Source organism: Lacibacter cauensis, assembly GCF_007830055.1.
GTDB classification, from domain to species: Bacteria; Bacteroidota; Bacteroidia; order Chitinophagales; family Chitinophagaceae; genus Lacibacter; species Lacibacter cauensis.
Genome location: NZ_VLLE01000006.1, coordinates 448,831 through 471,553, shown reverse-complemented (window position 1 = coordinate 471,553; position 22,723 = coordinate 448,831). Strand labels below are relative to the sequence as shown.

Annotated in this window: 17 protein-coding genes; 12 read left to right on the top strand and 5 right to left on the bottom strand. The window is 40.9% G+C overall.

The features are described 5' to 3' along the window. Positions 1–45: 45 nt before the first annotated feature. Positions 46–876: a UbiA prenyltransferase family protein gene (locus tag IQ13_RS18610; protein WP_144888137.1), complete on the bottom strand. Its 831-nt coding sequence runs from the start codon at positions 874–876 to the stop codon at positions 46–48. 12 nt (positions 877–888) lie between these two features. Continuing rightward, entirely contained in the window at positions 889–1,362 is a 474-nt protein-coding gene (locus tag IQ13_RS18605; protein ID WP_144888136.1) for a hypothetical protein, read from the bottom strand. 49 nt (positions 1,363–1,411) lie between these two features. Here IQ13_RS18605 and IQ13_RS18600 point away from each other — a divergent pair, with 49 nt between their 5' ends. From IQ13_RS18600 to IQ13_RS18575, 6 genes are all read left to right on the top strand, one after another. Further along, entirely contained in the window at positions 1,412–2,392 is a 981-nt protein-coding gene (locus tag IQ13_RS18600) for a LuxE/PaaK family acyltransferase (RefSeq protein WP_242009586.1), read from the top strand. Between the two features lie 127 nt (positions 2,393–2,519). Next, the gene (locus tag IQ13_RS18595; RefSeq protein ID WP_144888135.1) at positions 2,520–3,467 is read left to right on the top strand and encodes a class I SAM-dependent methyltransferase; all 948 of its coding nucleotides are present in this window, start codon (positions 2,520–2,522) and stop codon (positions 3,465–3,467) included. 113 nt (positions 3,468–3,580) lie between these two features. After that, positions 3,581–5,797, top strand: a complete 2,217-nt coding sequence (locus tag IQ13_RS18590; RefSeq protein ID WP_144888134.1) for an ATP-binding protein — start codon at positions 3,581–3,583, stop codon at positions 5,795–5,797. A 121-nt stretch (positions 5,798–5,918) separates the two neighbouring features. Then, positions 5,919–6,617, top strand: coding sequence for a CoA transferase subunit A (locus IQ13_RS18585; RefSeq protein WP_144888133.1), 699 nt, complete (start codon positions 5,919–5,921; stop codon positions 6,615–6,617). 112 nt (positions 6,618–6,729) lie between these two features. Beyond that, a complete protein-coding gene (locus IQ13_RS18580) occupies positions 6,730–7,386 on the top strand; it encodes a CoA transferase subunit B (protein WP_144888132.1) in 657 nt (218 codons plus the stop codon). Positions 7,387–7,573: 187 nt separating this feature from the next. Further along, positions 7,574–8,443 carry an OmpA family protein gene (locus IQ13_RS18575; RefSeq protein ID WP_144888131.1) on the top strand — a complete coding sequence of 290 codons (870 nt, stop codon included), beginning with the start codon at positions 7,574–7,576 and terminating at the stop codon, positions 8,441–8,443. A gap of 64 nt (positions 8,444–8,507) precedes the next feature. Here IQ13_RS18575 and IQ13_RS18570 read toward each other — a convergent pair whose 3' ends face one another. The 3 genes from IQ13_RS18570 to IQ13_RS18560 form a co-directional block, all read right to left on the bottom strand. Next, positions 8,508–10,046 (bottom strand): choice-of-anchor I family protein, encoded by a 1,539-nt coding sequence (locus IQ13_RS18570; protein WP_144888130.1) that lies wholly within the window; start codon positions 10,044–10,046, stop codon positions 8,508–8,510. Between the two features lie 109 nt (positions 10,047–10,155). Beyond that, a complete protein-coding gene (locus IQ13_RS18565) occupies positions 10,156–11,499 on the bottom strand; it encodes a sensor histidine kinase (protein WP_144888129.1) in 1,344 nt (447 codons plus the stop codon). After that, positions 11,489–12,853, bottom strand: a complete 1,365-nt coding sequence (locus IQ13_RS18560; RefSeq protein ID WP_144888128.1) for a sigma-54-dependent transcriptional regulator — start codon at positions 12,851–12,853, stop codon at positions 11,489–11,491. The genes IQ13_RS18565 and IQ13_RS18560 overlap by 11 nt, the downstream gene beginning before the upstream one ends. Before the next feature lie 363 nt (positions 12,854–13,216). Between IQ13_RS18560 and IQ13_RS18555 the strand changes: the two genes are divergently transcribed. From IQ13_RS18555 to IQ13_RS18535, 6 genes are read left to right on the top strand one after another with little or no spacing between them, the layout of a single operon-like run. After that, entirely contained in the window at positions 13,217–14,470 is a 1,254-nt protein-coding gene (locus IQ13_RS18555; RefSeq protein ID WP_144888127.1) for an efflux RND transporter periplasmic adaptor subunit, read from the top strand. A 10-nt stretch (positions 14,471–14,480) separates the two neighbouring features. Next, positions 14,481–14,651 (top strand): hypothetical protein, encoded by a 171-nt coding sequence (locus IQ13_RS21420; protein ID WP_158637441.1) that lies wholly within the window; start codon positions 14,481–14,483, stop codon positions 14,649–14,651. A gap of 23 nt (positions 14,652–14,674) precedes the next feature. Further along, positions 14,675–15,352 (top strand): ABC transporter ATP-binding protein, encoded by a 678-nt coding sequence (locus tag IQ13_RS18550; RefSeq protein WP_144888126.1) that lies wholly within the window; start codon positions 14,675–14,677, stop codon positions 15,350–15,352. A gap of 30 nt (positions 15,353–15,382) precedes the next feature. Next, positions 15,383–17,812, top strand: coding sequence for an ABC transporter permease (locus IQ13_RS18545; protein ID WP_144888125.1), 2,430 nt, complete (start codon positions 15,383–15,385; stop codon positions 17,810–17,812). Between the two features lie 12 nt (positions 17,813–17,824). Beyond that, a complete protein-coding gene (locus IQ13_RS18540) occupies positions 17,825–20,257 on the top strand; it encodes an ABC transporter permease (RefSeq protein ID WP_144888124.1) in 2,433 nt (810 codons plus the stop codon). Positions 20,258–20,268: 11 nt separating this feature from the next. Next, positions 20,269–22,695: an ABC transporter permease gene (locus IQ13_RS18535; RefSeq protein WP_144888123.1), complete on the top strand. Its 2,427-nt coding sequence runs from the start codon at positions 20,269–20,271 to the stop codon at positions 22,693–22,695. Positions 22,696–22,723 lie beyond the last annotated feature (28 nt).

Sequence of the window (22,723 nt, the reverse complement as noted above, 5' to 3'; positions counted from 1 at the left end):
GATGCGCTCATCCATTTTTTAGCGGGTACCGGAGCTTCCGGTTTATTACAGCAAAAACAGGCTGAGGAAGGGTGAAAGAATAAGCAAGCCATCAACCCATATCAAATAGAAGTAATCGCTGTCTTCCCGTTTCGAAATACGCAGCAGGTAAAGAGCAACCAGCCCCGGAATGAGTTGTAGCAAATGCAGGTAGGTACTGAAACGTATGGCCAGAAACACCACCGAAAATGAGTAAAGTAATACGTTTATGATAAAGAAAATTTCAAACTGCTGCTCGTTCATAATATTAGCAGGGGTATGTACGCCCATTTCAAAATCACGAAGACGGTCACGGTAATCAAAGATCATGGTGGCAAGGGCAACCAGTAAAAGCCGGCTTATAAACAGGAAAATTTCATTGATGTTAGGTTCTATATCAAAAAAAGCCAATGGTAATACCACGGTTGCATACGCCCACACAAAGCCAATAAAATAACTTTTAATGAATGTAAGAACAGACGGAAGCTTGATCGGGTTTTTCAGCAACAGTGGAGCTGTATAAGCGGCGTTGAAGAGAATTGCAGCAACAATATGCACGTTAATGCGGCGTACTTTCCACCAAAACCAAAGCGTAGCTGCAAGCGACAGAACATTAAAAACAAGAGCGTGTGTTCTATTGTCTCTGAACCATTGCAGTTGTTCGGACGAACTGCTTTTATTGGCAGCAAAGCTGAAATGCATGTTGTAGCTAAGCAGAGTTGCAAAAAATACAAACGCTATCAGCGTAAGCGGATAATCGAAAATGGAATAAAACAACTTGGTTTGAGCGCAAAGTGCAGCAGCGCTTATGGCAATAACCAGGTGTTCAAATAACAGAAAGCGAAACAACCTGTTCATTCAGCAAATATACTAGAAGCCAAGCGCAACCGGCTCGGTTGTAACACTGTCGCTTCTGTTGCCGGCCTTATCTGTTACAACAAAACGAAATCTTGAAACATCGGTGGCAGGAGGACAGGCAGAACCACCTAACAAGCCATATCCTTCAATATTAATGTTGGCGTATTTTACTTTGATGGTTACCTGCTGATTAGGCGAGCCGGGGAAATCGGGTATTTTATATTTATCGCCCAACAACGTATTACCGGGGCATGCCGGTGAAGCGGCATCAATTTTATCGATTGTAATGGTATCCTGTACATCGCCTTCTTTATCGGTAACAGTTAAGTCGAACTCAATTACTTTGCCTGTATTACCTAACCCATCAGTAATATTACCAACTTTTACCGATTTGATTTTGATCTGCGGCTTTGTTTGGTATTTCTCTTTTCCACAGCCCGCAAGCAAGGTAGTTGTTACAAAAAGAAGTAATAGTTTTGCTGTCATGTGTGTAGCTTCTGTATTCAAATTTAAGCATTAATAATCCACCAAAAAGTTGATTCCTCTGTTTGTTAACAATCTTTTTCAGGTAAATAACACTGTCTTTAACGGGACGGCGTTAGAATTATTTTCTTTCCAGTACAGGAATAATGCTGCTTATAGTGGATTTGTTGATGCATTGGGCAGACCGGCAGCGAATGTTCAAACAATCGAATCGATTCCTTTTTTGCCCATTAGCTTTTTTAAAACACATACGGTTAAAACCACAGCTTTTACAGAAGAACAGCTGTTTGAAAGTAGTGGTACAACGCAAACTATTCAAAGTAAGCACCTCGTTAAAAGTTTGAAGTTGTACGAAGAATCTTTTTTTAAGGGGTTCGAACTGCAATACGGTCCTGTAAAGGATTATTGTGTGCTGGGTTTGCTGCCTTCTTACCTGGAGCGTAAGCATTCGTCGCTGGTGTACATGGTACAGCGGATGATGGATGAAAGTGCACATCCGTTGAACGGCTTTTTTCTTACCAATGTAGAGGAGTTAGCCAAACGCCTGACAGAGCTTGAAGCACAACAGCAAAAAACATTGTTGATTGGCGTAACCTTTGGCTTACTCGATTTTGCTGAGCAATACCAGCTGCCGCTAAAGCATACAATCGTTATGGAAACAGGTGGCATGAAGGGCCGTAGAGAAGAATTGACAAGAGAAGAAGTACACCTGCTGCTCAAACAGAGTTTTTCGCTCGACACAATTCATTCGGAATATGGTATGACGGAATTGTTGAGCCAGGCCTATTCAAAAGGCGATGGTATTTTTTATTGTCCGCCATGGATGAAGGTGCTGGTGCGGGAAGAAGATGATCCGTTGCAGCTGAAAGCAAAAGGAAAAGGCGCCTTGAACATCATCGACTTTGCGAATGTATATTCATGCAGTTTTATTGCAACCGACGATATAGGTGAAGTGTTTGACGATGGCAGCTTTCGTGTTATGGGCCGCATCGATAACAGCGATATCAGGGGCTGCAGTTTGCTGGCACTTTAAGAAAAGGAGAATCCAAAAAAGGCACATGGAACAAGGCGCAAGCAGAAAATCCAAAAACCAAAATTAGAAAAGTGGAGCAGCCTCGAGATGTAAGCTATTCCCCATTGACAATTCACAATTCACCATCATGCTCTCAGATAAATTACAAATGTTTCAGAACCGCCTCGCCAAAGTGTATAAGCACAGGGAAAAACAGGCAAGGCGTATGGGTATTCGTTGCTATCGTTTATACGATAAAGATTTACCTGAGTTTCCTGTCAGCATCGATTTGTACGATACCCGTGTTTGTGTAAGTGAATACAAAGCCAAACATAACCTTACCGAAGAGCAACATCAGGAATGGCTGGAAGGTACAGTTGAAGTGATCAGTAATGTATTGAACATTTCTGATGATGATATTTATACAAAAGAACGCAGGCGAAAAAGCAACCGGCATTCACAATACCAGAAAACAGCAGAAGAAAAAGAGTTTTTTGAAGTAAAAGAAAACGGCTTAACCTTTCTTGTCAACTTATCCGATTATTTAGATACCGGTTTGTTCCTCGATCACCGTATTACACGCAAAATGCTGATGGATGAAGTGAAGGATAAAAAAATGCTGAACCTGTTTGCTTATACCGGATCGTTTAGTGTGTATGCAGCAGCAGGTGGCGCAGCAGAAGTAGTAACAGTAGATCTGTCGAACACTTATATTGATTGGGCCAGGAGAAATTTTGAAGCCAACTATTTTGTTGATCCTGCGAAGTATAAGTTCATCGTAGCAGATGTAAAACAATATCTCGATACACTTACGCCTGATACATTTGATGTAGTGGTGATGGATCCGCCAACTTTCAGCAACAGCAAAAAAATGAAAGACTTTCTCGATATACAGGAAGATCATGTGGAGCTCATCAATAAAACCCTGCGTGCCATGAAGCCGGGCGGTATTTTGTACTTCAGCAACAATGCCCGCAAATTCGAGTTGAGGCAGGAGCAGATTGAAGCAACAACCATCAAAGACATTACCAAAGCAACAACGCCTTTTGATTTTGAAGGTAAGCTGCAGCGCTGGTGCTGGCGCATGATCCGGTAATGCAAATACGTAGTTTTACGAGTGCAGGCATAGGGAAAAAACAGAGTGCGCTTTGTTGTATGTGAGCTGGATTAAGTGTAATTTTTCAATACCTTATTCCAAAATCCAACGCTATGAAACCAGGCTTGCGCTCTGTACTGTCAAATCCACGCTTTAAACAGCTCCTCACATTTATTGGTATTGCCGCAATTCTCTTAACCGGCATCGGGTTTAACTACTTTGTTGAGTCGGGCGTATTCGATTCAGTAAAAGATCATACGGCACAAACCGATTCGGTTATTATGCATCAGCGTTATCAGCAGGCAATTGAGAAAACAACATTTCTCATTACACAAAATGATCATCTGCTGGAGCAGTATATTGAAACAGGCGATCCTGTAAAGCGTGATGCGTTTACAAAAAATCTTACCGAAGTGGAAGTTGGTCTTACAAAAGTGCGGGAAACATATGGTGGTTATGTACCAAAGTACCTGGTAAATCTTTTTGTACACAAAGCAACAAACCGTATTGAGTTTAATAAAGAAACATTGCACGTGTACGATGAGCAGGGAATGGAAGGTGCAACGATTATACTTCGTAGCGATGAGTACAAAAAATCGTTTAAGGAAATTACATTGGGCGAACAGGAAGTGGTAGATGCATTGGGTGCACGAATTGCCCAGCTGAACAACACCATCAGCAATGAGAAAAATGAATTACTGCAGCTCGATAAAAAGTGGAACCTGTTCTCGCTCATTTTTATGTCGGCAATTGCGCTTGTAGTGCTGTATAAAATAATTGAAACAAACAGGCTGAACAACCGCTTGTCGATTGCTATTCAGAAAGAGAAACAGGCGCAATTGGTCAAAGACCAGTTTATTGCAAACGTTACACACGAGCTGCGCACGCCATTGAATTCGATCATCGGGTATACCAACCTGTTGCTGAAAAAACAGCATACGGCAGAAACAACACAATGGATCAATTCGATGAAAGTGTCGGGTAATTTGCTGATGGAAGTTATTAACGATGTACTGGATTATTCAAAACTTGAATCGGGACATTTCCAGTTCTCAAGTGATGCATTCAGTGTAAAGCAAGTGCTTTCAAATTTAGGTAATGTGTTGCAAAATCGTGCAGAGAGTAAAAATCTTTTGTTACACATTCATACGGATGAGCGTGTGCCTGCGCATGTATTAGGCGATGAAAAAAAGCTGATGCAGATACTGGTAAATCTTACCGGCAACTCTATCAAGTTTACAGAACAGGGATCGGTTTCTGTTTCAGCATCGTTGGTAAAACGATCTGATGAAAAAGCTTGGGTACAATTTACCATACGGGATACAGGCATTGGTATCGATAAAGAAAAACTGCCGTATGTATTTGAGCGCTTTTACCAGATTGAAAGTAAAACATCCAAAAAATATTATGGTACCGGCCTGGGTTTACCTATTGTAAAACAGTTGGTGGAAATGCAGGGTGGAGAAATTGAAGTTTTCTCCACACCCGGTGCAGGAACACAATTCAATTTACTGTTGCCGTTTACGATAACAACTGTTGCAGAGCAGCCGCAGGAAACGACGATTGTACGAAACGAAAAATTAGTGCAAAAGAAAATACTGATTGTGGATGACAATGAAATGAATCGGGATCTGATGGGATATCTGCTGGCCGAACATCAGTTTATTTTTGAAAAAGCAGAAAGCGGAAACATTGCCTTGCAAATGCTGCAAAATGAGACTTATGATTTTATTTTAATGGATATACAAATGCCCGGCTTAAGTGGCATTGATACAACCAAAAAAATAAGAGCAGAGTTGCATCTGCAAACACCGGTTATTGGTTTGAGTGCGTTCTGTCAAAGTATCGAACAACAAAACGCCATTAGCGCCGGTATGAATGCTTATTTAACAAAACCGGTAGATGAACGCAAGTTACTGGAACTGTTAAACCATTATAGCGACTGGAATACACAACCGGCTATTCAGCAAAACATCCATCTTAAACTGGTAAACATTGATTACCTGCATCGCTTAACAGGTGGAAATAAAGAAAGCATCCAGGATTTGCTCAACAAGGCATTTGATTTCTTACCGGGTGAAGTAAAAAGACTGCAGGAATCGTTTGCTGCCGAAGACCAGGCGCTCATCAAAGCTACTGCACATAACATGAAATCGACCTTGAAAATTCTGGGCGTAAATGAACAGGTATCGAGTAAGGTAATACAAATAGAGAAAGCAGATATTTCGAAAAATACCGAACGTGAACAGATGAAACACCTTATTGCTGAAATTGATTCGTCGGTACAGGTGGTATTGCAGGAGTTAAGGGAATATCTGGCAGCAGCATAAGCAAATCTTAGTTATCCATATTGCGATGTTTGCAAAAGCTGAAGCACTCCGGTAAACACATTCTTTTTTAACAAATGTTCATTTACTTTCTTCGCTTATCTTGCAATCAAATACGATTGCAATGAACAAAGTTGTTGCCAGTGCCGATGCAGCTATCCATGATATTCAGGATGGCGCTACACTCATGCTCGGCGGTTTTGGTTTATGCGGAATCCCTGAAAATTGTATAACAGCCCTTGTTAAAAAAGGAATAAAGCAGCTCACTTGTATTTCGAACAATGCAGGTGTTGATGATTTCGGTATTGGGCTGATGTTGCAGCAAAAACAGGTGAAGAAAATGATCTCTTCTTACGTAGGCGAAAATGCAGAATTTGAACGCAAGTTATTAAGTGGAGAGTTGGAAGTAGAACTGATACCGCAGGGAACATTAGCTACCCGTTGCATGGCTGCAGGTTACGGTATGCCCGCTGTATATACACCTGCAGGTGTTGGAACCGAGGTAGCTGAAGGAAAAGAAGTACGCAATTTCAACGGTAAGGATTATTTACTCGAATATGCATTTGATGCAGACTATGCAATTGTAAAAGCATGGAAAGGCGATAAAATGGGCAACCTCATTTTTAAAGACACAGCAAGAAATTTTAATCCGCTGATGGCGATGGCTGGAAAAATCACCATTGCAGAAGTGGAAGAGTTGGTGGAGCCTGGGCAGCTGCACCCCAACGAAATACATACGCCGGGTATTTATGTGCACCGCATTTTCCAGGGAACGAATTACGAAAAGCGGATTGAGCAGAAGACAGTAAGAAAACGAATTTGAGAATGTGACAATTTGAAAAGTTGAAACAATCATTTTCAACTTTTCAAATCGTACGAATGGTAATCTCCAAAATTTTCAAATTAGCTCATTTTCAAATTTTCAAATTGCAATTATGGCTTTAACGAAAGAACAAATCGCACAGCGCATTGCCAAAGAACTGAAAGACGGCTACTACGTTAACTTGGGCATAGGTATTCCAACGCTTGTTGCCAACTATATTCCTGCAGGTATTCATGTAGAACTGCAAAGCGAAAATGGATTATTGGGTATGGGTCCTTTTCCGTTTGAAGGTGAAGAAGATCCCGATCTCATCAATGCCGGTAAGCAAACCATTACAACATTGCCCGGCTCTGTATTTTTTGATAGTGCCATGAGCTTTGGAATGATCCGTGCTGGTAAAGTTGATTTGACTGTATTAGGTGCAATGGAAGTAAGTGATGAAGGCGATATCGCCAACTGGAAAATTCCCGGCAAAATGGTAAAAGGCATGGGCGGTGCCATGGATCTTGTTGCCAGCGCCAAAAATATTATTGTAGCCATGATGCATACCAATCCAAAAGGCGAAAGCAAGTTGCTGCCGCAATGTACACTACCGCTAACGGGTAAACGCTGTGTAAAAAAGATTGTCAGCGATTTAGCGGTGCTCGATGTTACACCCGATGGATTTAAACTGCTGGAGCGTGCCCCTGGCGTTTCTGTACAGGAGATTGTTACCAAAACAGCAGGTCGTTTAATTGTAGAAGGCGCTATTCCGGAAATGCAATTTTAACCTTCCTTTCATTTTTGGCAGGGTTTTTAATAATCATTCAATAATGTAACAGGCTTTGTTGTAACAGGGATATTAACATTTCTCTGAAACAATACTATTATCTGTGCGCCTACCTTCGTGGCCCGAAAGGAGAGCGTTGTGCCTGTAAAAAACAACCTGACTATTTATTGTTTTTAAAATCAACATTATGAAAATGAATTACATGGTAGCTCTTGCCGCTGCTGGATTGATGTTTAGTTCCTGCGTAAGCAGTAAAAAGTTTAAAAAGGCACAGGCCGATTATGCCCAACTGCAAACCCGTTATCAAACCCTGGAAGGTTCTTTAGCCGATTGCAATAATCAAAAAGACGGTTTGATAAAGGATAAAAATGAGCTCAATAAAAAGATTGCCGATCTGAACCGTGAGATTGAACTCATCAAACAGAATTATACTGCTACCTTACAGCAGCTGGAAAATCTTTCTGTTATTTCAAAGCAACAGGCTGAAAGTATTAAACAATCGTTGCAGAACATTGGTGCAAAGGATGCGTACATCCAAACACTGCAGCAACAAATGGCTTATAAAGATTCGCTCAACATGGCGTTGGTGATGAACCTCAAAGGCGCTATCGGTAATATTGAAGATGAAGACATCAACATTAAAGTCGATAAAGGTGTGGTGTATATTGATATCTCCGATAAATTATTATTCAAAAGTGGTAGTTACACAATTACCGATCGTGCAAAAGAAGTATTAGGTAAGGTAGCATTGGTATTGAAGAACCAACCTGAAATTGAATTTATGGTTGAAGGACATACCGACAATGTACCGTTTAAAGGCAATGCAATTTTGGTGGACAACTGGGATTTGAGTGTGAAGCGAGCAACAACTGTAGTGCGTTTGCTGCAGAAAGAATACGGACTGGATCCGGCGAAGATGGCTGCTGCCGGACGTAGTGAATACAGACCTGTTGCAGATAATGAAACAAAAGAAGGAAAAGCTACAAACAGAAGAACACGCATTGTTATTCTGCCACAACTCGATCAGTTCTTTAAACTGCTCGAACCACAGAAATAAAAAATGGAACAATACAAATGGCCACGCTCAATGCGTGGCCATTTGTATTTATCTGCAACACCAATTAATTGGTAGTATAAATTTTTATAAAACCATCGTTTTCGCTGCTGGCAATAAACAGGCTTCTGCCGTTCGGGCTTTTAGCGGCCTCAACAAACAGTACACCTTCGGGCGCAACACCGGTATTTAACCATTGCAGGTATTTTGGTTTGATGGGGTTAGTAATATCATAAATCATCACGGCATTTGCTCTTTCGAGGCCAACAAACAATAGATTGTTGTTACCCACTCTGCCAATGGTAATGCCTTCGGGTTCGCAACCTTTATCATCACTGCGTCCATCAGGATATTTACCTAACTCTGCAGCTTTGGTATCAATCTGGTTTTTGCTGTCGAACACTAATTCTCCTGTTAAACCATTCCAGATGCTGAACGAACGTGCACCATAAGAATACAACTCGTCATAATCACCATCGCCATCGGTATCACCCAAGGTAGTAGTAATGTTCAGGCGGCCTAATTGTGTATTTGTTTTTAATGCAGCAGCATTCGGGAAAGCAACAGGATCAAGCACAACCGAACTGTGGTTCACTCTTCTTGTTTCCACTGGTGTTAAGCCGCTCCATTCTCTGGCATCACCTTCGTTTGCAGTGTAGATAAACGGTGTGCCGTTGAAGCTGTTTACTGCAATGGCATCGGGTAAATACATTCCTTTTACAGGCAATGCAGCAAAGTTGATGCCTCCGTCCTGATCACTGGGATCAATTGTGTTGGATGGATTGTTATAATCTTTAAAACCTAAAGGGAAAATTTCAGTGATGTTTTTTGTCGCTATATCGATCTTGGCAACGCCATTGTTTTCCTGTAACGTAACCCATGCAGTGTTACTGTTTGCAGAAACGGCAATGTATTCCGGCTCCACATCCTGTTCAAAACTTGCATTCTTTCCAAACAAACGAAATCCTTTAGCTTTTAACACAGCTGCTTGTGAAGCAAACTTGCTGAAGTTGAGTGTTGTTACTGCATAATCTTCTTCTACACTAATAATTGATACAGTACCTAAAGGATCGATGGTATACGCATCGTTTGGTTCGCCCTCGTTAGCGGTAAGAATGTATTTGCCATCAGGAGTAAAAGTTACCATATCGGGTAACGAGCCTACAGTTACAACTGCAATAGCTGCATGTGAGGCTGTATTAAAAATAACAACTTTACCTGCACTTACTTTGTCTGTTGCTTCAATAGCAGCTGCAACCTTACCATTACTTACTGCAACGCTGTTAACAAAACCACCATAAGCAGTAATGTTGATATTACCAACAAGAACAGGTGCTGCCGGGTTGCTGATGTCGAGCACTTCAATACGGTTGTTGCCTGCACTGTTGTTTACTACAAACAGTTTTTTGGTTATTGCATCGTAAGCACTTATTTCTGCAGCACCTGTACTGCCGATATTGATGCTTCCGATTTCTTTAAATGTTGTGGATTCCTGGCGTGCAGATAGTTGTAAAGACTGATCTGTTGCGCCGTTGTTCTTTAATTCTTCTTTGGCGCAACTTGCAAACAAGACAATGCTGCCAAGAAGAAAACTTAATTTTCTCATTGTGTAAGTGTTTAGGAGGGCAATGGTAGCAGGGCATTGTTAACGCAACATTATTTGAATGTTACGAAAACATGAAGGGTATTTATTGTTGAAAACAAGTGAAAGGAAATTAGAACAGCAGCATAAACGCAGTGCCTTCGCCGGGCCGGCTTTGTACCTGTATGCTTCCTTTGTGCAGTAACATAATCTGCTTGCAAAGACTGAGACCAATACCGCTGCCGGTTTTGCGTGTACTGAAAAATGGAATAAAAATTTTGTCCATCACTTCTTCATCCATACCTACACCGTTATCAGCAATCTTCATAACTGTTTTATGATCGCCCGATTCGTAAGCTGATAATACGATACGTGGTTCAGCTTTATCTTTTACAGCTTCAATGGCATTTACCAGCAAGTTAATCAGTACCTGTTCAATCAAATGCATATCCACTTCCAGTGTAATGGCAGGATCTTTTAAAATAATTTCCAGCTCAATATTTTTTTGCTCAAGCGTTGGCTGCATCAACTGGTGCAGGTTTTCAAAAAGATCGAGCACCTGTACTTTCTTTACATTAAGCGTGGTAATCTTATTCAGATTGCGATAGGTTTCTGCAAACTTCAGTAAACCTTCGCTACGGCGTTTAATGGTTTCAATGCCCAGCTCCAGGTCTTCCAGCGAGCCATCATTGTTTTGCAAATGCGGAGTGGAGAGTTGCAGCCGGTTTTTTAATGTGTCGGCCAGCGAAGAAATTGGCGCAACAGAATTCATGATCTCATGCGTCATTACACTCAGCAATCTTCTCCATGCCTGTGCTTCGGTTTCATCCAATGCTTCGTTTACGTTTTGAAAGGCAATAAGCTTGAATACTTTGCCATCGGTTTGAAAAGCCGTTGCAGACAGCAACAGTTTAAACGAAGATTTATCGGTATTCACTTTTACAATTCTGTTCTCTCCCGATTTTAAACTGATCACTTCTTTGTACAACGATTCATCTCTTTTTTCTAAGCTGTGGATTGTTTTTAAATAAGGAATACCAAGTAACCGTTTAAAGGTCTCGTTCATCCAGGCAATTTCACCTTCATTTATTTCGTACGAAAGGATGCCGGTATCAACCAACTCTAATATTTTTTGCAGGTACACATATTGTGTTTCCCTTTCTTTGGTAATTACTTTAAACGTGCTGTTGATTTCGTTAAAACCGGCACGCAAAGGTTGCAACTCGGCAGGCGCCTGCTTTACATTGAAGTAACGGGAGAAATCACGGTAGTGCACGCTCTCGGCAAATTCTTTTACTTCGTCTTGCGCCTTTTTTAATAAGCTATATAAATCGTATAACTGGAATAATAAAACAGGTGCAAGAAAAATCGTATAGAAATAATAAGCTTTCACCAATAGCCATGCAGCTACCGATAGTACCGCAAACAGCAGTATTACACGTATCAGTAAACGTCCTTCGTATTGTTTAAATATCATACTTCGTTAATCTTCTGTATAATGCTGTTCTTGTTAAGCCGAGTTCTTTTGCGGCTTTGGTGATATTGCCGTTATGTTTTTCAATTACTCGCAGGATGGTATTCTTTTCCACACTGCTTAATTTTAAATCGTGTTGTTCTTCTTCCTGCTGACGTGCTGTTTCAATAGGCGAAAAGATGATGTCTTCAGCTTGTAACGATTCACCATCGGCCATAATTACTGCCCGTTCAATACTGTATTGCAGCTCCCGCACATTACCGGGGAAATGATAGCTCATTAATTTTTCAACAGCCTTTTTATCCAGCTCCATTTTGGGCTTAATGTATTTATCTGCATAGATGTTGGCATAATGCTGTGCCAGCAGCTGAATATCTTCTTTGCGGTTGCGCAATGGCGGAACCGTTATTTCTACAGTATTGATGCGATAGATAAGATCTTTACGAAAGCGTGCTTCGTTTGCCAGTTCAGTTAAAGGGAGATTGGTTGCACAGATCAAACGGATATCAATGGGCACCGGCTCGTTACTACCCAGCTTTATTACTTGTCTGTTTTGTAAAACCGATAACAGCTTGGCCTGTTGCTGTAAGGTAATGTTGCCAATCTCATCTAAAAAAATGGTACCACCATTCGCTGCTTCAAAACGACCGATGCGGTCTTCTCTTGCATCGGTAAACGCTCCTTTTTTATGACCAAACAATTCGCTTTCAAACAAACTTTCTGTTAGTGCACCGGCATCAACTTTAATAAACGGTTTATTATTGCGTAACGATTTTTGCTGAATAGCCTGTGCAATCAAATCTTTACCTGTACCATTCTCCCCAAGTATCAGCACATTGGCATCCGTGGGTGCAATTTTTTCGATCTTCAAAAAAATATCACTCATCGCCTCGCTTTCGCCCAGCAGTTGTGTGCCAATGATGGAATCGGCCGAACGGGTTACTGAACTTGTATTTGTTTTCTGGCTGTTTCGCTTTTTAATGGCTTCGCCGATGGTGCTGATGAGTTTTTCGTTGTGCCAGGGTTTGATCATGAAATCGGATGCACCTTCTTTTAACGAGCGCACAGCCAGATCAATATCGCCATAAGCTGTAATCATAACAACTGCAGGTGAATTGGCAAATTCTTTGATCTTTCGTAACCAATACAAACCTTCATTGCCTGTATGAATGGTACTGTTGAAATTCATATCAAGCAAAATGAGATCGAACTCCTGCTTTGCTAACAGATGACGGATATTTTCCGGGTTCTTTTCAGTTACTACTTCTTTTGCCTCTGTCTTCAGCAGTAAGCGCACTGCAGTAAGTACATCGGTATCATCATCAATAACAAGTATGCGGGAATTTTTTAAGCTCATTTGCTGAATGGTCAAAAGTGAATAGCGAAACACAACGATGTAACAACGGCATCTGTTTGGGTTTCACAGCTACAAGTTTACCATAATCGTAAAGCATTAGCAATAAATAGCGAAGAAAAAAATGGCCGTACAAAAACTGTATCAAAACCGTACACCTGTTGTAGCAAAAGCGAACAGTTACAACAACCGGCTTAAAGTAACGTCTTGATTTTCATAGCTAAGTTGAGTTGGCACGGCTTTCACAGGTAACGGACAGTTCCTTATCATTAAACCTTTTCACTGTAACAGACCAATCATCCGGTCTTCAGCCAACCGGGTGGTTTTTCTGTAACAGTTATACAAGCAGAAACGTATTTTAGAATCATGGACAGAGTTATAGCAAAAAAGAAATGGAGCACCAAACGCCTCTTAACCATTGCCGGCATAGCCGGTATTGTTGCGTTAATTGCAGGTAGCATTTATTTTACTTCAGGTAAGTCGAGATTGAATGTTGATACCGAACGTATAACCATCAGCGAAATTAAAACAGGCAGCTTCCAGGAGTTTATTACAGTCAATGGTGTGGTGTTACCCATCAGCACCATTTATCTCGATGCCATGGAAGGTGGCCGTGTAGAAGAAAAATATGTGGAAGATGGTGCCATGATGAAAAAAGATCAACCCATTCTCCGTTTATCCAATACCGATCTTGAACTGCAGCTTGCCAATCAGGAAACACAGGTGTTTAATGTATTAACGCAAATGCAGATAAGTAAAAACAATGCAGAACAAAACTCCATTAACCGCCAGAACCAGGATGCAGAAGTGGATAATGCATTGAAAGAAGCTGAGCGTGTGTATAATCTCAACAAAAAACTCTTCGAGCAAAAAGTAATTGGTGCGCAGGAATTCCAGAGCAGTAAAAATTTGTACGAATACCAGTTACGCCGTAAAAAACTTACTGAGCAGATTATGAAAACAGATGCAGTGAGTATGAAGCAGCAGGTTGACCAGGCAGGCGAGAGCTATCAGCAAATGAAACGTACACTTACGTTGATGCGTAAAAAAGTGGGCGATTTAATTGTGCGTGCTCCTGTTGACGGCCAGCTGACTTCACTGGATGCAGAAATTGGTGAGAATAAAAACAAAGGACAACGTTTAGGACAAATAGATGTTATGAGTGGTTACAAAGTACGTGTTGATATTGATGAGCATTACATCAGTCGCATTTTTGCCGGCCTTGTTGGTAATTGCGATGTAGCCGGTAAAAACTACCAGTTGAAAATTAAAAAAGTATACACGCAGGTGTTGAATGGCCGTTTCCAGGTTGATATGGAATTTACCGGAGCTGTACCCGAGAGTATCCGTCGTGGACAATCGTTGCAGATACGGTTAGCGTTGAGTGATGAAACAAAAGCATTGCTGTTACCCAAAGGCGGTTTCTACCAGCAAACAGGAGGCAACTGGATTTTTAAAGTAAGCGAAAATGGTAAAACTGCATATAAAATCGATATACAACTTGGTCGCCAGAATCCTGACTATTACGAAATACTGCAAGGTTTAAAACCCGGCGATAAAGTAGTAACCAGCAGTTACGAAAGTTATGGCACCATGCAGGAATTGATCTTAAAAAAATAAAACAAACAAGATGAAACCGCATAGTTTATTTCTGTTGTTGTTCTTTTTACTTACAGGCGATGGATGGCTAACACCTGTAAATGCCTGCAATAAAAATAAAACTGCAAAAGCAGTGCTGCACAAAATTGCAGAAACACCAGGCTTTACCGAACTGGTTCCTTTTAATCACATGTTACTTTAACAAACGTAAAACCATATCATAGTATGATAAAGATTACAAACCTGGAGAAATATTACCGTACCGAAGAAGTGGAAACGGTGGCATTGAATAAACTTTCCTTCGAAGTTAAGGAAGGAGAGTTTGTTGCAGTGATGGGACCGAGTGGTTGCGGTAAATCAACACTGTTAAATATTGTAGGCTTGCTCGATGACCCCGATGGAGGCAGCTTCCTGTTTAACGGCATTGAAGTGGCAGGCTTCAATGAACGTAAACGGGCCGATCTGCGTAAGCACAATATCGGTTTCGTGTTCCAGAGTTTTAATCTTATTGATGAGCTTACTGTTTTTGAAAATGTAGAACTCCCGCTCATTTATACCGGTGTAAAAGCAGCCGATCGTAAAGTACGTGTTGAAGAAGTGCTGGATAAAATGCAGATCATGCATCGCCGCAATCACTACCCGCAACAGTTAAGCGGTGGTCAGCAGCAGCGTGTGGCAGTAGCAAGAGCAGTTGTTAATAATCCCAAGCTTATACTTGCCGATGAGCCTACCGGTAATCTTGATTCATCGAATGGTAACGAAGTAATGCAGTTGCTTACCGATTTAAACGAACAGGGTACAACCATCATCATGGTTACGCACAGTGAGCACGATGCCAAATACAGTCACCGTATTATCCGTATGCTCGATGGGCAAACGGTTACGGAAAATATACTCGTATAACCATAAGCCTTATCACCTTATCATCTTTCTATGTTTAAAAATTACATCAAAATAGCCTGGCGCAGTTTGTTTAAAAACAAATTTCATACAGGTATTAATCTTGTTGGTTTATTTATCGGCTTCAGTATTGGTATACTGGTGCTGTTGGGTGTATATGGTCAGTTCAGTTACGATAAAGGCCATGCTAACCGTAAAAAAATCTATCAGGCTTACCAGGTGTATAACAAAGAGTCGGGTTCGCAGATAGGCAATGTATTTGGTTATCCTGCAGCACCCATGTTTAAAGCCGAAGTGCCTGCCATTGATAAAGCAACACGCTATTTGTTCGGAAGCAATCTTATTGAGTATAAAGAGAAAGAGATCGACATCAGTACCATGTTGGTCGATGAAGATTTTCTGCAAATGTTCAGCTTCCAGGTGGTAAAAGGAAATGCGGTCAACCCTTTAAAAGATCTTACAGGCGTGGTACTCACTGAAAACGCAGCAAAGCGTGTTTTCGGCAACGAAGATCCGATTGGCAAAACCATACAATCGCCTTATGGTGGTGGTAAAAAGAAAGCAATGACGGTTGTAGCGGTGCTGAAAGATGTTTTTAATAACTCCAGCATACGCTTTGATGCGTTGGCTCGTATAGAAAATGCAAACAGTTACGCAGCAGATAAAAACAATTGGGATAATCAGCACCATGCAGTTTTTGTAATGCTGAAGGATAATGCCACACAGCAGCAGGCCGAGAAGCAATTAATTGCATGTAACCAGAAAAATTTGCCCGGCTGGTACGAAACGCTGAAGCAAGAAGGAGCTAAACCCGATAGCCGTGGCGATATTTTTGCCACACGGTTACTTCCGTTAAGTGAATTACATTTTTCGCCACGCATCAGTGGTTTAGGCAATGGTGTAAACAAAGCTGAAATTTATGTGGTGTTGCTGGTTGGCTTACTCATTATCCTCATTGCCTGTTTCAATTTTGTAAATATTAATCTTGCCAATGCATTTACACGTAGCAGGGAAATCGGCGTGCGTAAATGTTTGGGCGCAGCCAAAGAAGGATTGTTTGCTCAATTGTGGAGCGAAAGTTTCCTGCTTTGCTTTATTGCGTTTGTATTATCAATGTTATTTGTAAAAGTGCTTGTTGTTGTTATACAGGAACAAACAGGTGGCGGTATGCCGTTAGGCGAAATGATGTTAGAGCCTGCCTTCCTTTTACTTGCGTTGGGTTTGCTGCTGCTGGTTTCGTTTATTGCAGGCGGGTATCCTTCCTGGCTGATGAGTAAGTTCCAAGTGGTGGAAACACTAAAAGGAAAAGTAACCTTGAAACGAAAAAGTTTTGTACGCAGTGCATTGATAGTTGTGCAGTTTGTAATTGCCTGCATTATGATCAGCTGTACATTTATTATTTATCGCCAGTTTAAACATTTACAAACTGCCGATCTGGGTTTAAACCAGGAATATCTCATCAGTATTCCATTTCATAAACCCGAGAATGGAAGAAAAAATATTGAGAAACTCCGCACACGTTTAGCGTCTAATCCCGGAGTGTTGTCTATCTCCGGCAGCCACGTCAATATTGGCATGGGGCTCGATGGGTCTTCTACCAAATTAACGAACTCTTTTGGTTACAAAGGATCAAATATTACCACCAATGTCAATTTTGTGGATGCTGATTTTTTACAAACATTCGGCATCAAACCAATTGAAGGAAATGATATTGATATGCGTTATGCTGCTGATACCTTGCAGCAGGTAATACTCACCGAAAGTTCTGCCAAACAGTTTAACGAAAAGGAATTGGTAGGCCAGCAAATATTGGTTGACAGCGGTGCACCTGCATGGAATATTGTTGCCATCATTCCCGATTTTCATTTGTATTCGCTACGTGAAAAGAAAGAGCCGCTGGCAATGATCTACACAAAAAATACACCTGTGCGGTATTGTTTCGTACGTACCAATGCACAAAACGGCGAAGCTGTAATGGATGCATTGAAACGTGAAATGGCTATGCTGGAACCCGGCCGTGAGTTTAAAGGTTCGTTTGTAGATGAGAATGTAGAGAACTGGTACAAGCAGGAAAAAATGATGTCGCTCCTGTTTAGTATTGCGGCTGTTATTGCCATCGTACTTTCTTGCCTTGGTTTATTGGCAATGGTACTGCTGATTATTCAGCAGCGTGTAAAAGAGATTGGAGTACGGAAAGTATTAGGTGCAGATGTGTCAACACTTTCATTCATCATTTCCAAAGATTTTTTAAAGCTGGTGTTAATTGCAGTGTTAATAGCAACGCCTGTTGCCTGGTTGGTCATGAACAAATGGCTTGAATCGTTCCCGTACCGCATAGCTGTACAGTGGTGGATGTTTGTACTGGTTGCGCTTACAGCTTTGCTTATTGCCTTTATTACCATCAGTTATAACACAGTAAAAGCAGCAATGCAAAACCCGGTAAAAAGCTTGCGTACCGAATAAAAACCTATCATCATGTTTAAAAATTACATCATTGTTGCCTGGCGAAATCTTCTTAAAAACAAAACGTTTTCGTTGTTGAATATTGTTGGCTTGGCAGTTGGTCTTGCCTGTTTCATTCTTATTACAATGTACGTAATGGATGAGCTGAGTTACGACAAACACAATGAAAAGGCAGAGCGCATCTATCGCATCAATTCTGATATACGTTTTGGCGGAAATGATCTGCGGCTTGCAGTGTGCAGCGATCCCATGGGTGCTACACTTAAAAAAGATTATCCGCAGGTAGAACAGTTTGTGCGTATCTATAATTCCAACGGTTCAAAAATGCTGAAGAAAGGAACGGCATTTATTGAAGAAACAAAAGTGGCGCATGCCGATTCTACAATTTTTGATGTGTTTACGCTGCCGATGATTGCAGGTAATCCGAAAACGGCTTTAAGCGAACCCAACACAGTAGTAATAAGCAAATCGGCTGCTGAAAAATATTTTGGTACAGTTGATGCGATTGGTAAGGGTATTGAAGTAAATGATGAGCAGCATACGGTGTACAAGGTAACGGCAGTAATAAAAGATATGCCACAGAATGCGCACTTCAATTACGATTTCATTTTTTCAATGGACAATGTGGAATACGGATGGGGTAATTTTTTGAGCCATAATTTTCAAACCTATGTGTTATTACAGCCCGGCACCGATTACAAAGCATTTAATAAAAATTTTAAACAGGTAATTGATAAATATATTCTGCCGCAGGCAAAACAACTCATGCAGATCAACAGCATGGAAGATTTTGCACGCACAGGTAATAAGCTGGAGTATTCATTAATGCCAATGCTCGATATCCATTTGTACTCCGATCGTTTTCCGGAGCTTGGGGTTAACAGCAGTATTCAGTATGTATACATTTTTTCGGCTGTTGCATTATTTATTTTGCTCATTGCCTGTGTAAACTTTATGAATCTTTCTACAGCACGTTCCTCAAACCGTGCAAAAGAAGTAGGTATCCGTAAAGTATTGGGCACCGGAAAAAAATTACTCATTGGCCAGTTTCTTACAGAATCTACATTAATGGTATTTATTGGTTTGCTGATTGCGATTGGATTGGTTTGGCTGAGTATTGGTTACTTCAACAATATCGCCGGAAAAACGCTAGGTATAACCATGTTACTAAAACCTGGTTACTTGTTGTTTCTTTTATTGATACCGGTTGTAACGGGTGTGTTGGCAGGTTTGTATCCGGCATTTTTTCTGTCCTCATTTCAGCCAATTGCAGTATTAAAAGGGCGGACAGGCAAAGCGTTCAGCCGCAGTAATTTCAGAAGTGCGTTGGTGATATTCCAGTTCTTTACATCCATCGTACTCATCATCAGTACCATCGTTGTGTTTAAGCAGTTGAATTTTATACAAAATGCCAAGATCGGTTTCAATAAAGATCAGATGCTGATCGTGAATGGCACATGGGCATTGAATAATAACGCCGATGCATTCCGTAACGAAGTTGCAAAGATGAGTGGTGTAAAAGCATCTTCCTTTGCAGGATATCTTCCGGTAAGTAATTCGTCACGCAACGATAACACCTTTTCTACAGAAGCTGTGATGAATGAGAAGAACGGATTTAACATGCAGGTATGGAATGTTGATTATGATTATATACCGGTAATGGGAATGGAAGTGTTGAAGGGTAGAAACTTTTCAAAAGAGTATGGCTCCGATTCAACAGCTCTTATCATCAATGAAACTGCGGCAAAAATGCTGGGGTTCGATGATCCTGTTGGTAAAAAGCTGTATACTCTGGTCGGCAATGACAACGAGCTTGTGTCTTACACCATTGTTGCTGTAGTTAAAAATTTCAATTATGAATCCTTACGTAAAAACGTGGGCCCGCTTTCGATGCGTCTTGGTTATAACAAATGGGCAACTGCATTTAAGGTATCGGCAACCGATGTAACGGCGCTGCTGAAAAATATTGAAACAAAGTGGAAATCGATGGCTCCCGATATGCCGTTCAGTTACCAGTTTCTCGATGACTCGTTCGATAATATGTACAGGGCCGAACAACGTATTGGTAAAGTAGCATTGTCGTTTGCATTGCTGGCCATTTTTATTGCCTGCCTTGGTTTATTTGGCCTGGCAGCATACATGGCCGAACAACGCACAAAAGAAATCGGCGTACGTAAAGTACTTGGCGCATCGGTAACCAGTATTACAACTTTACTTTCAAAAGATTTTGTAAAGCTGGTTTGCATTGCATCGTTGATTGCATTTCCTGTAGCATGGTGGGCAATGAGCACCTGGCTGCGAGACTTTGCATACCGTGTAAGCATCAGCTGGTGGGTATTTGGATTGGCGGGATTTGTGGCCTTGTTGATTGCCGTGCTTACAGTGAGTTCACATGCAATTAAAGCAGCCTTAACCAACCCGGTAAAAAGTTTGCGAAACGAATAAAACAAAACGGTATGCTCCGAAACTATTTTAAAATTGCTTTCCGCAACTTATGGCGTAATAAGCTGTACAGTTTCATAAATATAGCTGGCTTGGCTATGGGCATAGCAGCATTCATACTTATACTGCAGTATGTAAGTTTCGAAAAAAGTGTTAACGGATTTCACCGAAACATTGCAACAACCTATCGCTTATTAAACGAAAACCCCAAAGGCGAAACATGGCCGCAGGTTGAACCGGGTTGGGCACAAAAAGCAAAAGAACGTTTTCCTGAAATAAAAGCATATTGCAGGTTTGAAGAAGGAGTAGGACAGGGTATTGTTCGGCGTACGACTGAAAATGCTGAGCCGTTCAGGGAAACAAATGTTGGATATGCAGAAGGGAATTTCTTTGAGTTTTTTAGTTTCAATTTACTGGAAGGTAATGCGGCTGCATTTAAAAAGCCAAATGTTGTTTTCCTGTCTAAGGCTGCTGTTAAAAAGTATTTTGGAAAGGATGAACCGATCGGTCAGTCGCTTATACTTTATAACCAGTTTGGAAAAGCAACATATACTGTTAATGGTGTGTACGAGATTCCGGTTAATTCAGATATCCGTTACGACATGGTTTTCTCTCTTGAAACCTTAAGTAATCCAGCCAATCTGAACGATAATGATTGGGCACAATTAGATAACCTCAGCTCCCAGTACATCAACACTTATTTTCAGATAAACGAAACAGCCGACTATAAAAAGCTGGAACAAAAGCTAAACACACTTCGCAACGAACTGAAAAAAGACAAAGATGGTCTTGTGTTTCGTTTGCAACCATTTGCCAATGTGCATTTGCCTGCATCCTTCAGCGATAACTATCAAACCACCGGTAACTTAAAATATGTTTATATTCTCAGCATCATCGCAATCCTTATTCTGGTAATTGCATGGTTCAACTATATTAATCTTTCAACCGCTAATGCATTAAAGCGTGCAAACGAAGTAGGTGTACGCAAAGTGGTTGGTGCATCAAGAGGTTCACTTGTTTTACAGTTTCTTGGCGAATCGGTATTGGTAAACATGATCAGCTTCGGGTTAGCACTTTTGATTGTACAACTGCTGCAGCCATTATTCAATACCATTATTGAAAAAGAACTTGCTTTTACATCGTTACTGTCTACGCCGGCATGGGTTGCAGGATTAGGTTTGCTTATTGTTGGTTCATTGTTGTCGGGTGCATATACAGCGTACAGTCTTTCGGGTTTTAATCCGGTTGAAACATTAAAAGGTAAACTGGTAAAAACAAATAAAGCAGTAGTACTGCGTAAATCGCTTGTGGTGTTCCAGTTTTCTATTTCTATTGGTTTGTTGCTTGTTACAGCATTTATTTACCGGCAGCTGAATTACATGCAGCATAAAAGTCTTGGTGTAAATACCGATCAGCTGTTGGTCATTCGTGGTCCGCAGGTAGATAAAGACAGCACCTACAAGCAACGCCGCACAGCTTTTATCAATGCTCTTGCACAGCAAAGTTTTGTAAAAGATTATTCGTTGAGTGGCAGTGTACCGGGTAATGGATACAATTTCGCAACATCAGGATTTTCGCAGCCGGGCTCGAGAAAAGGCGATGAGCTAAAATCATTTTCTTTTGCCTTGATCGACGACCGCTATCTCAATACTTATGAAATAGGTTTGAAGGCAGGTCGCACATTTACGCAGCCGGAAACCATGGTTGAGTGGAATGACAATGACAAAGTGCTGATGAATGAAAAAGCAATTGAAGAACTCGGCTTTAAATCGGCAGAAGAAGCGTTAAACACAAAAGTGCAGTGGGATGAACGCAAGCTGCAGGTAATTGGTGTTGTAAAAAATTATCATCACGTGGGATTGCAAAAAGCAATCGATCCGATTATCTTTTATCCGCAGAGTAACAGCGCCTATTTTACAGTACGTCTGCAAACAGACAGGATAAAAGATAATGTTGCACAGATGGAAACATTATTCAAATCGTATTTCCGCAACAATCCCTTTGAGTATTTTTTTGCTGATGAGAATTTCAACAAGCAATACATTTCCGAGCAACAGTACAGTAAGTTATTTACAACTGCTTCGGTATGGGCTATTGTTATTGCCTGCCTCGGTTTATTTGCCCTCGCAACTTATACAGTAGAAGCACGCACCAAAGAAATTGGTGTACGCAAAGTGCTGGGTGCAAATGTGTTTACGATTGCCCGTTTATTATCGAAAGATTTTTTACAGCTGGTATTTATTGCGTTTGTAATTGCAGTGCCGGTTGTGTGGTATACCATGTATCGCTGGCTCGAAAATTTTGCGTACAAGGTTCAGCTATCGTGGTGGGTATTTGCAGCGGCAGGCATTGTGGCGATTGGGATTGCCCTGTTAACGATCAGTTTTCAGGCAATGAAAGCTGCTTTTGCAAATCCGGTAAAAAGTTTACGAACAGAATAAGCCTTATCATCTGCAGTGCATTTGCAAC

Excerpts from the sequence above, each read along its gene's own strand:
- IQ13_RS18540 (WP_144888124.1), top strand. The coding sequence starts at position 17,825 with ATGTTTAAAAATTACATCATTGTTGCCTGGCGAAATCTTCTTAAAAAC.
- IQ13_RS18580 (WP_144888132.1), top strand. The coding sequence starts at position 6,730 with ATGGCTTTAACGAAAGAACAAATCGCACAGCGCATTGCCAAAGAACTG.
- IQ13_RS18585 (WP_144888133.1), top strand. The coding sequence starts at position 5,919 with ATGAACAAAGTTGTTGCCAGTGCCGATGCAGCTATCCATGATATTCAG.
- IQ13_RS18545 (WP_144888125.1), top strand. The coding sequence starts at position 15,383 with ATGTTTAAAAATTACATCAAAATAGCCTGGCGCAGTTTGTTTAAAAAC.
- IQ13_RS18605 (WP_144888136.1), bottom strand. The coding sequence starts at position 1,362 with ATGACAGCAAAACTATTACTTCTTTTTGTAACAACTACCTTGCTTGCG.
- IQ13_RS18560 (WP_144888128.1), bottom strand. The coding sequence starts at position 12,853 with ATGAGCTTAAAAAATTCCCGCATACTTGTTATTGATGATGATACCGAT.
- IQ13_RS18565 (WP_144888129.1), bottom strand. The coding sequence starts at position 11,499 with ATGATATTTAAACAATACGAAGGACGTTTACTGATACGTGTAATACTG.
- IQ13_RS18555 (WP_144888127.1), top strand. The coding sequence starts at position 13,217 with ATGGACAGAGTTATAGCAAAAAAGAAATGGAGCACCAAACGCCTCTTA.
- IQ13_RS18535 (WP_144888123.1), top strand. The coding sequence starts at position 20,269 with ATGCTCCGAAACTATTTTAAAATTGCTTTCCGCAACTTATGGCGTAAT.
- IQ13_RS18550 (WP_144888126.1), top strand. The coding sequence starts at position 14,675 with ATGATAAAGATTACAAACCTGGAGAAATATTACCGTACCGAAGAAGTG.
- IQ13_RS18590 (WP_144888134.1), top strand. The coding sequence starts at position 3,581 with ATGAAACCAGGCTTGCGCTCTGTACTGTCAAATCCACGCTTTAAACAG.
- IQ13_RS18610 (WP_144888137.1), bottom strand. The coding sequence starts at position 876 with ATGAACAGGTTGTTTCGCTTTCTGTTATTTGAACACCTGGTTATTGCC.
- IQ13_RS21420 (WP_158637441.1), top strand. The coding sequence starts at position 14,481 with ATGAAACCGCATAGTTTATTTCTGTTGTTGTTCTTTTTACTTACAGGC.
- IQ13_RS18575 (WP_144888131.1), top strand. The coding sequence starts at position 7,574 with ATGAAAATGAATTACATGGTAGCTCTTGCCGCTGCTGGATTGATGTTT.
- IQ13_RS18595 (WP_144888135.1), top strand. The coding sequence starts at position 2,520 with ATGCTCTCAGATAAATTACAAATGTTTCAGAACCGCCTCGCCAAAGTG.
- IQ13_RS18570 (WP_144888130.1), bottom strand. The coding sequence starts at position 10,046 with ATGAGAAAATTAAGTTTTCTTCTTGGCAGCATTGTCTTGTTTGCAAGT.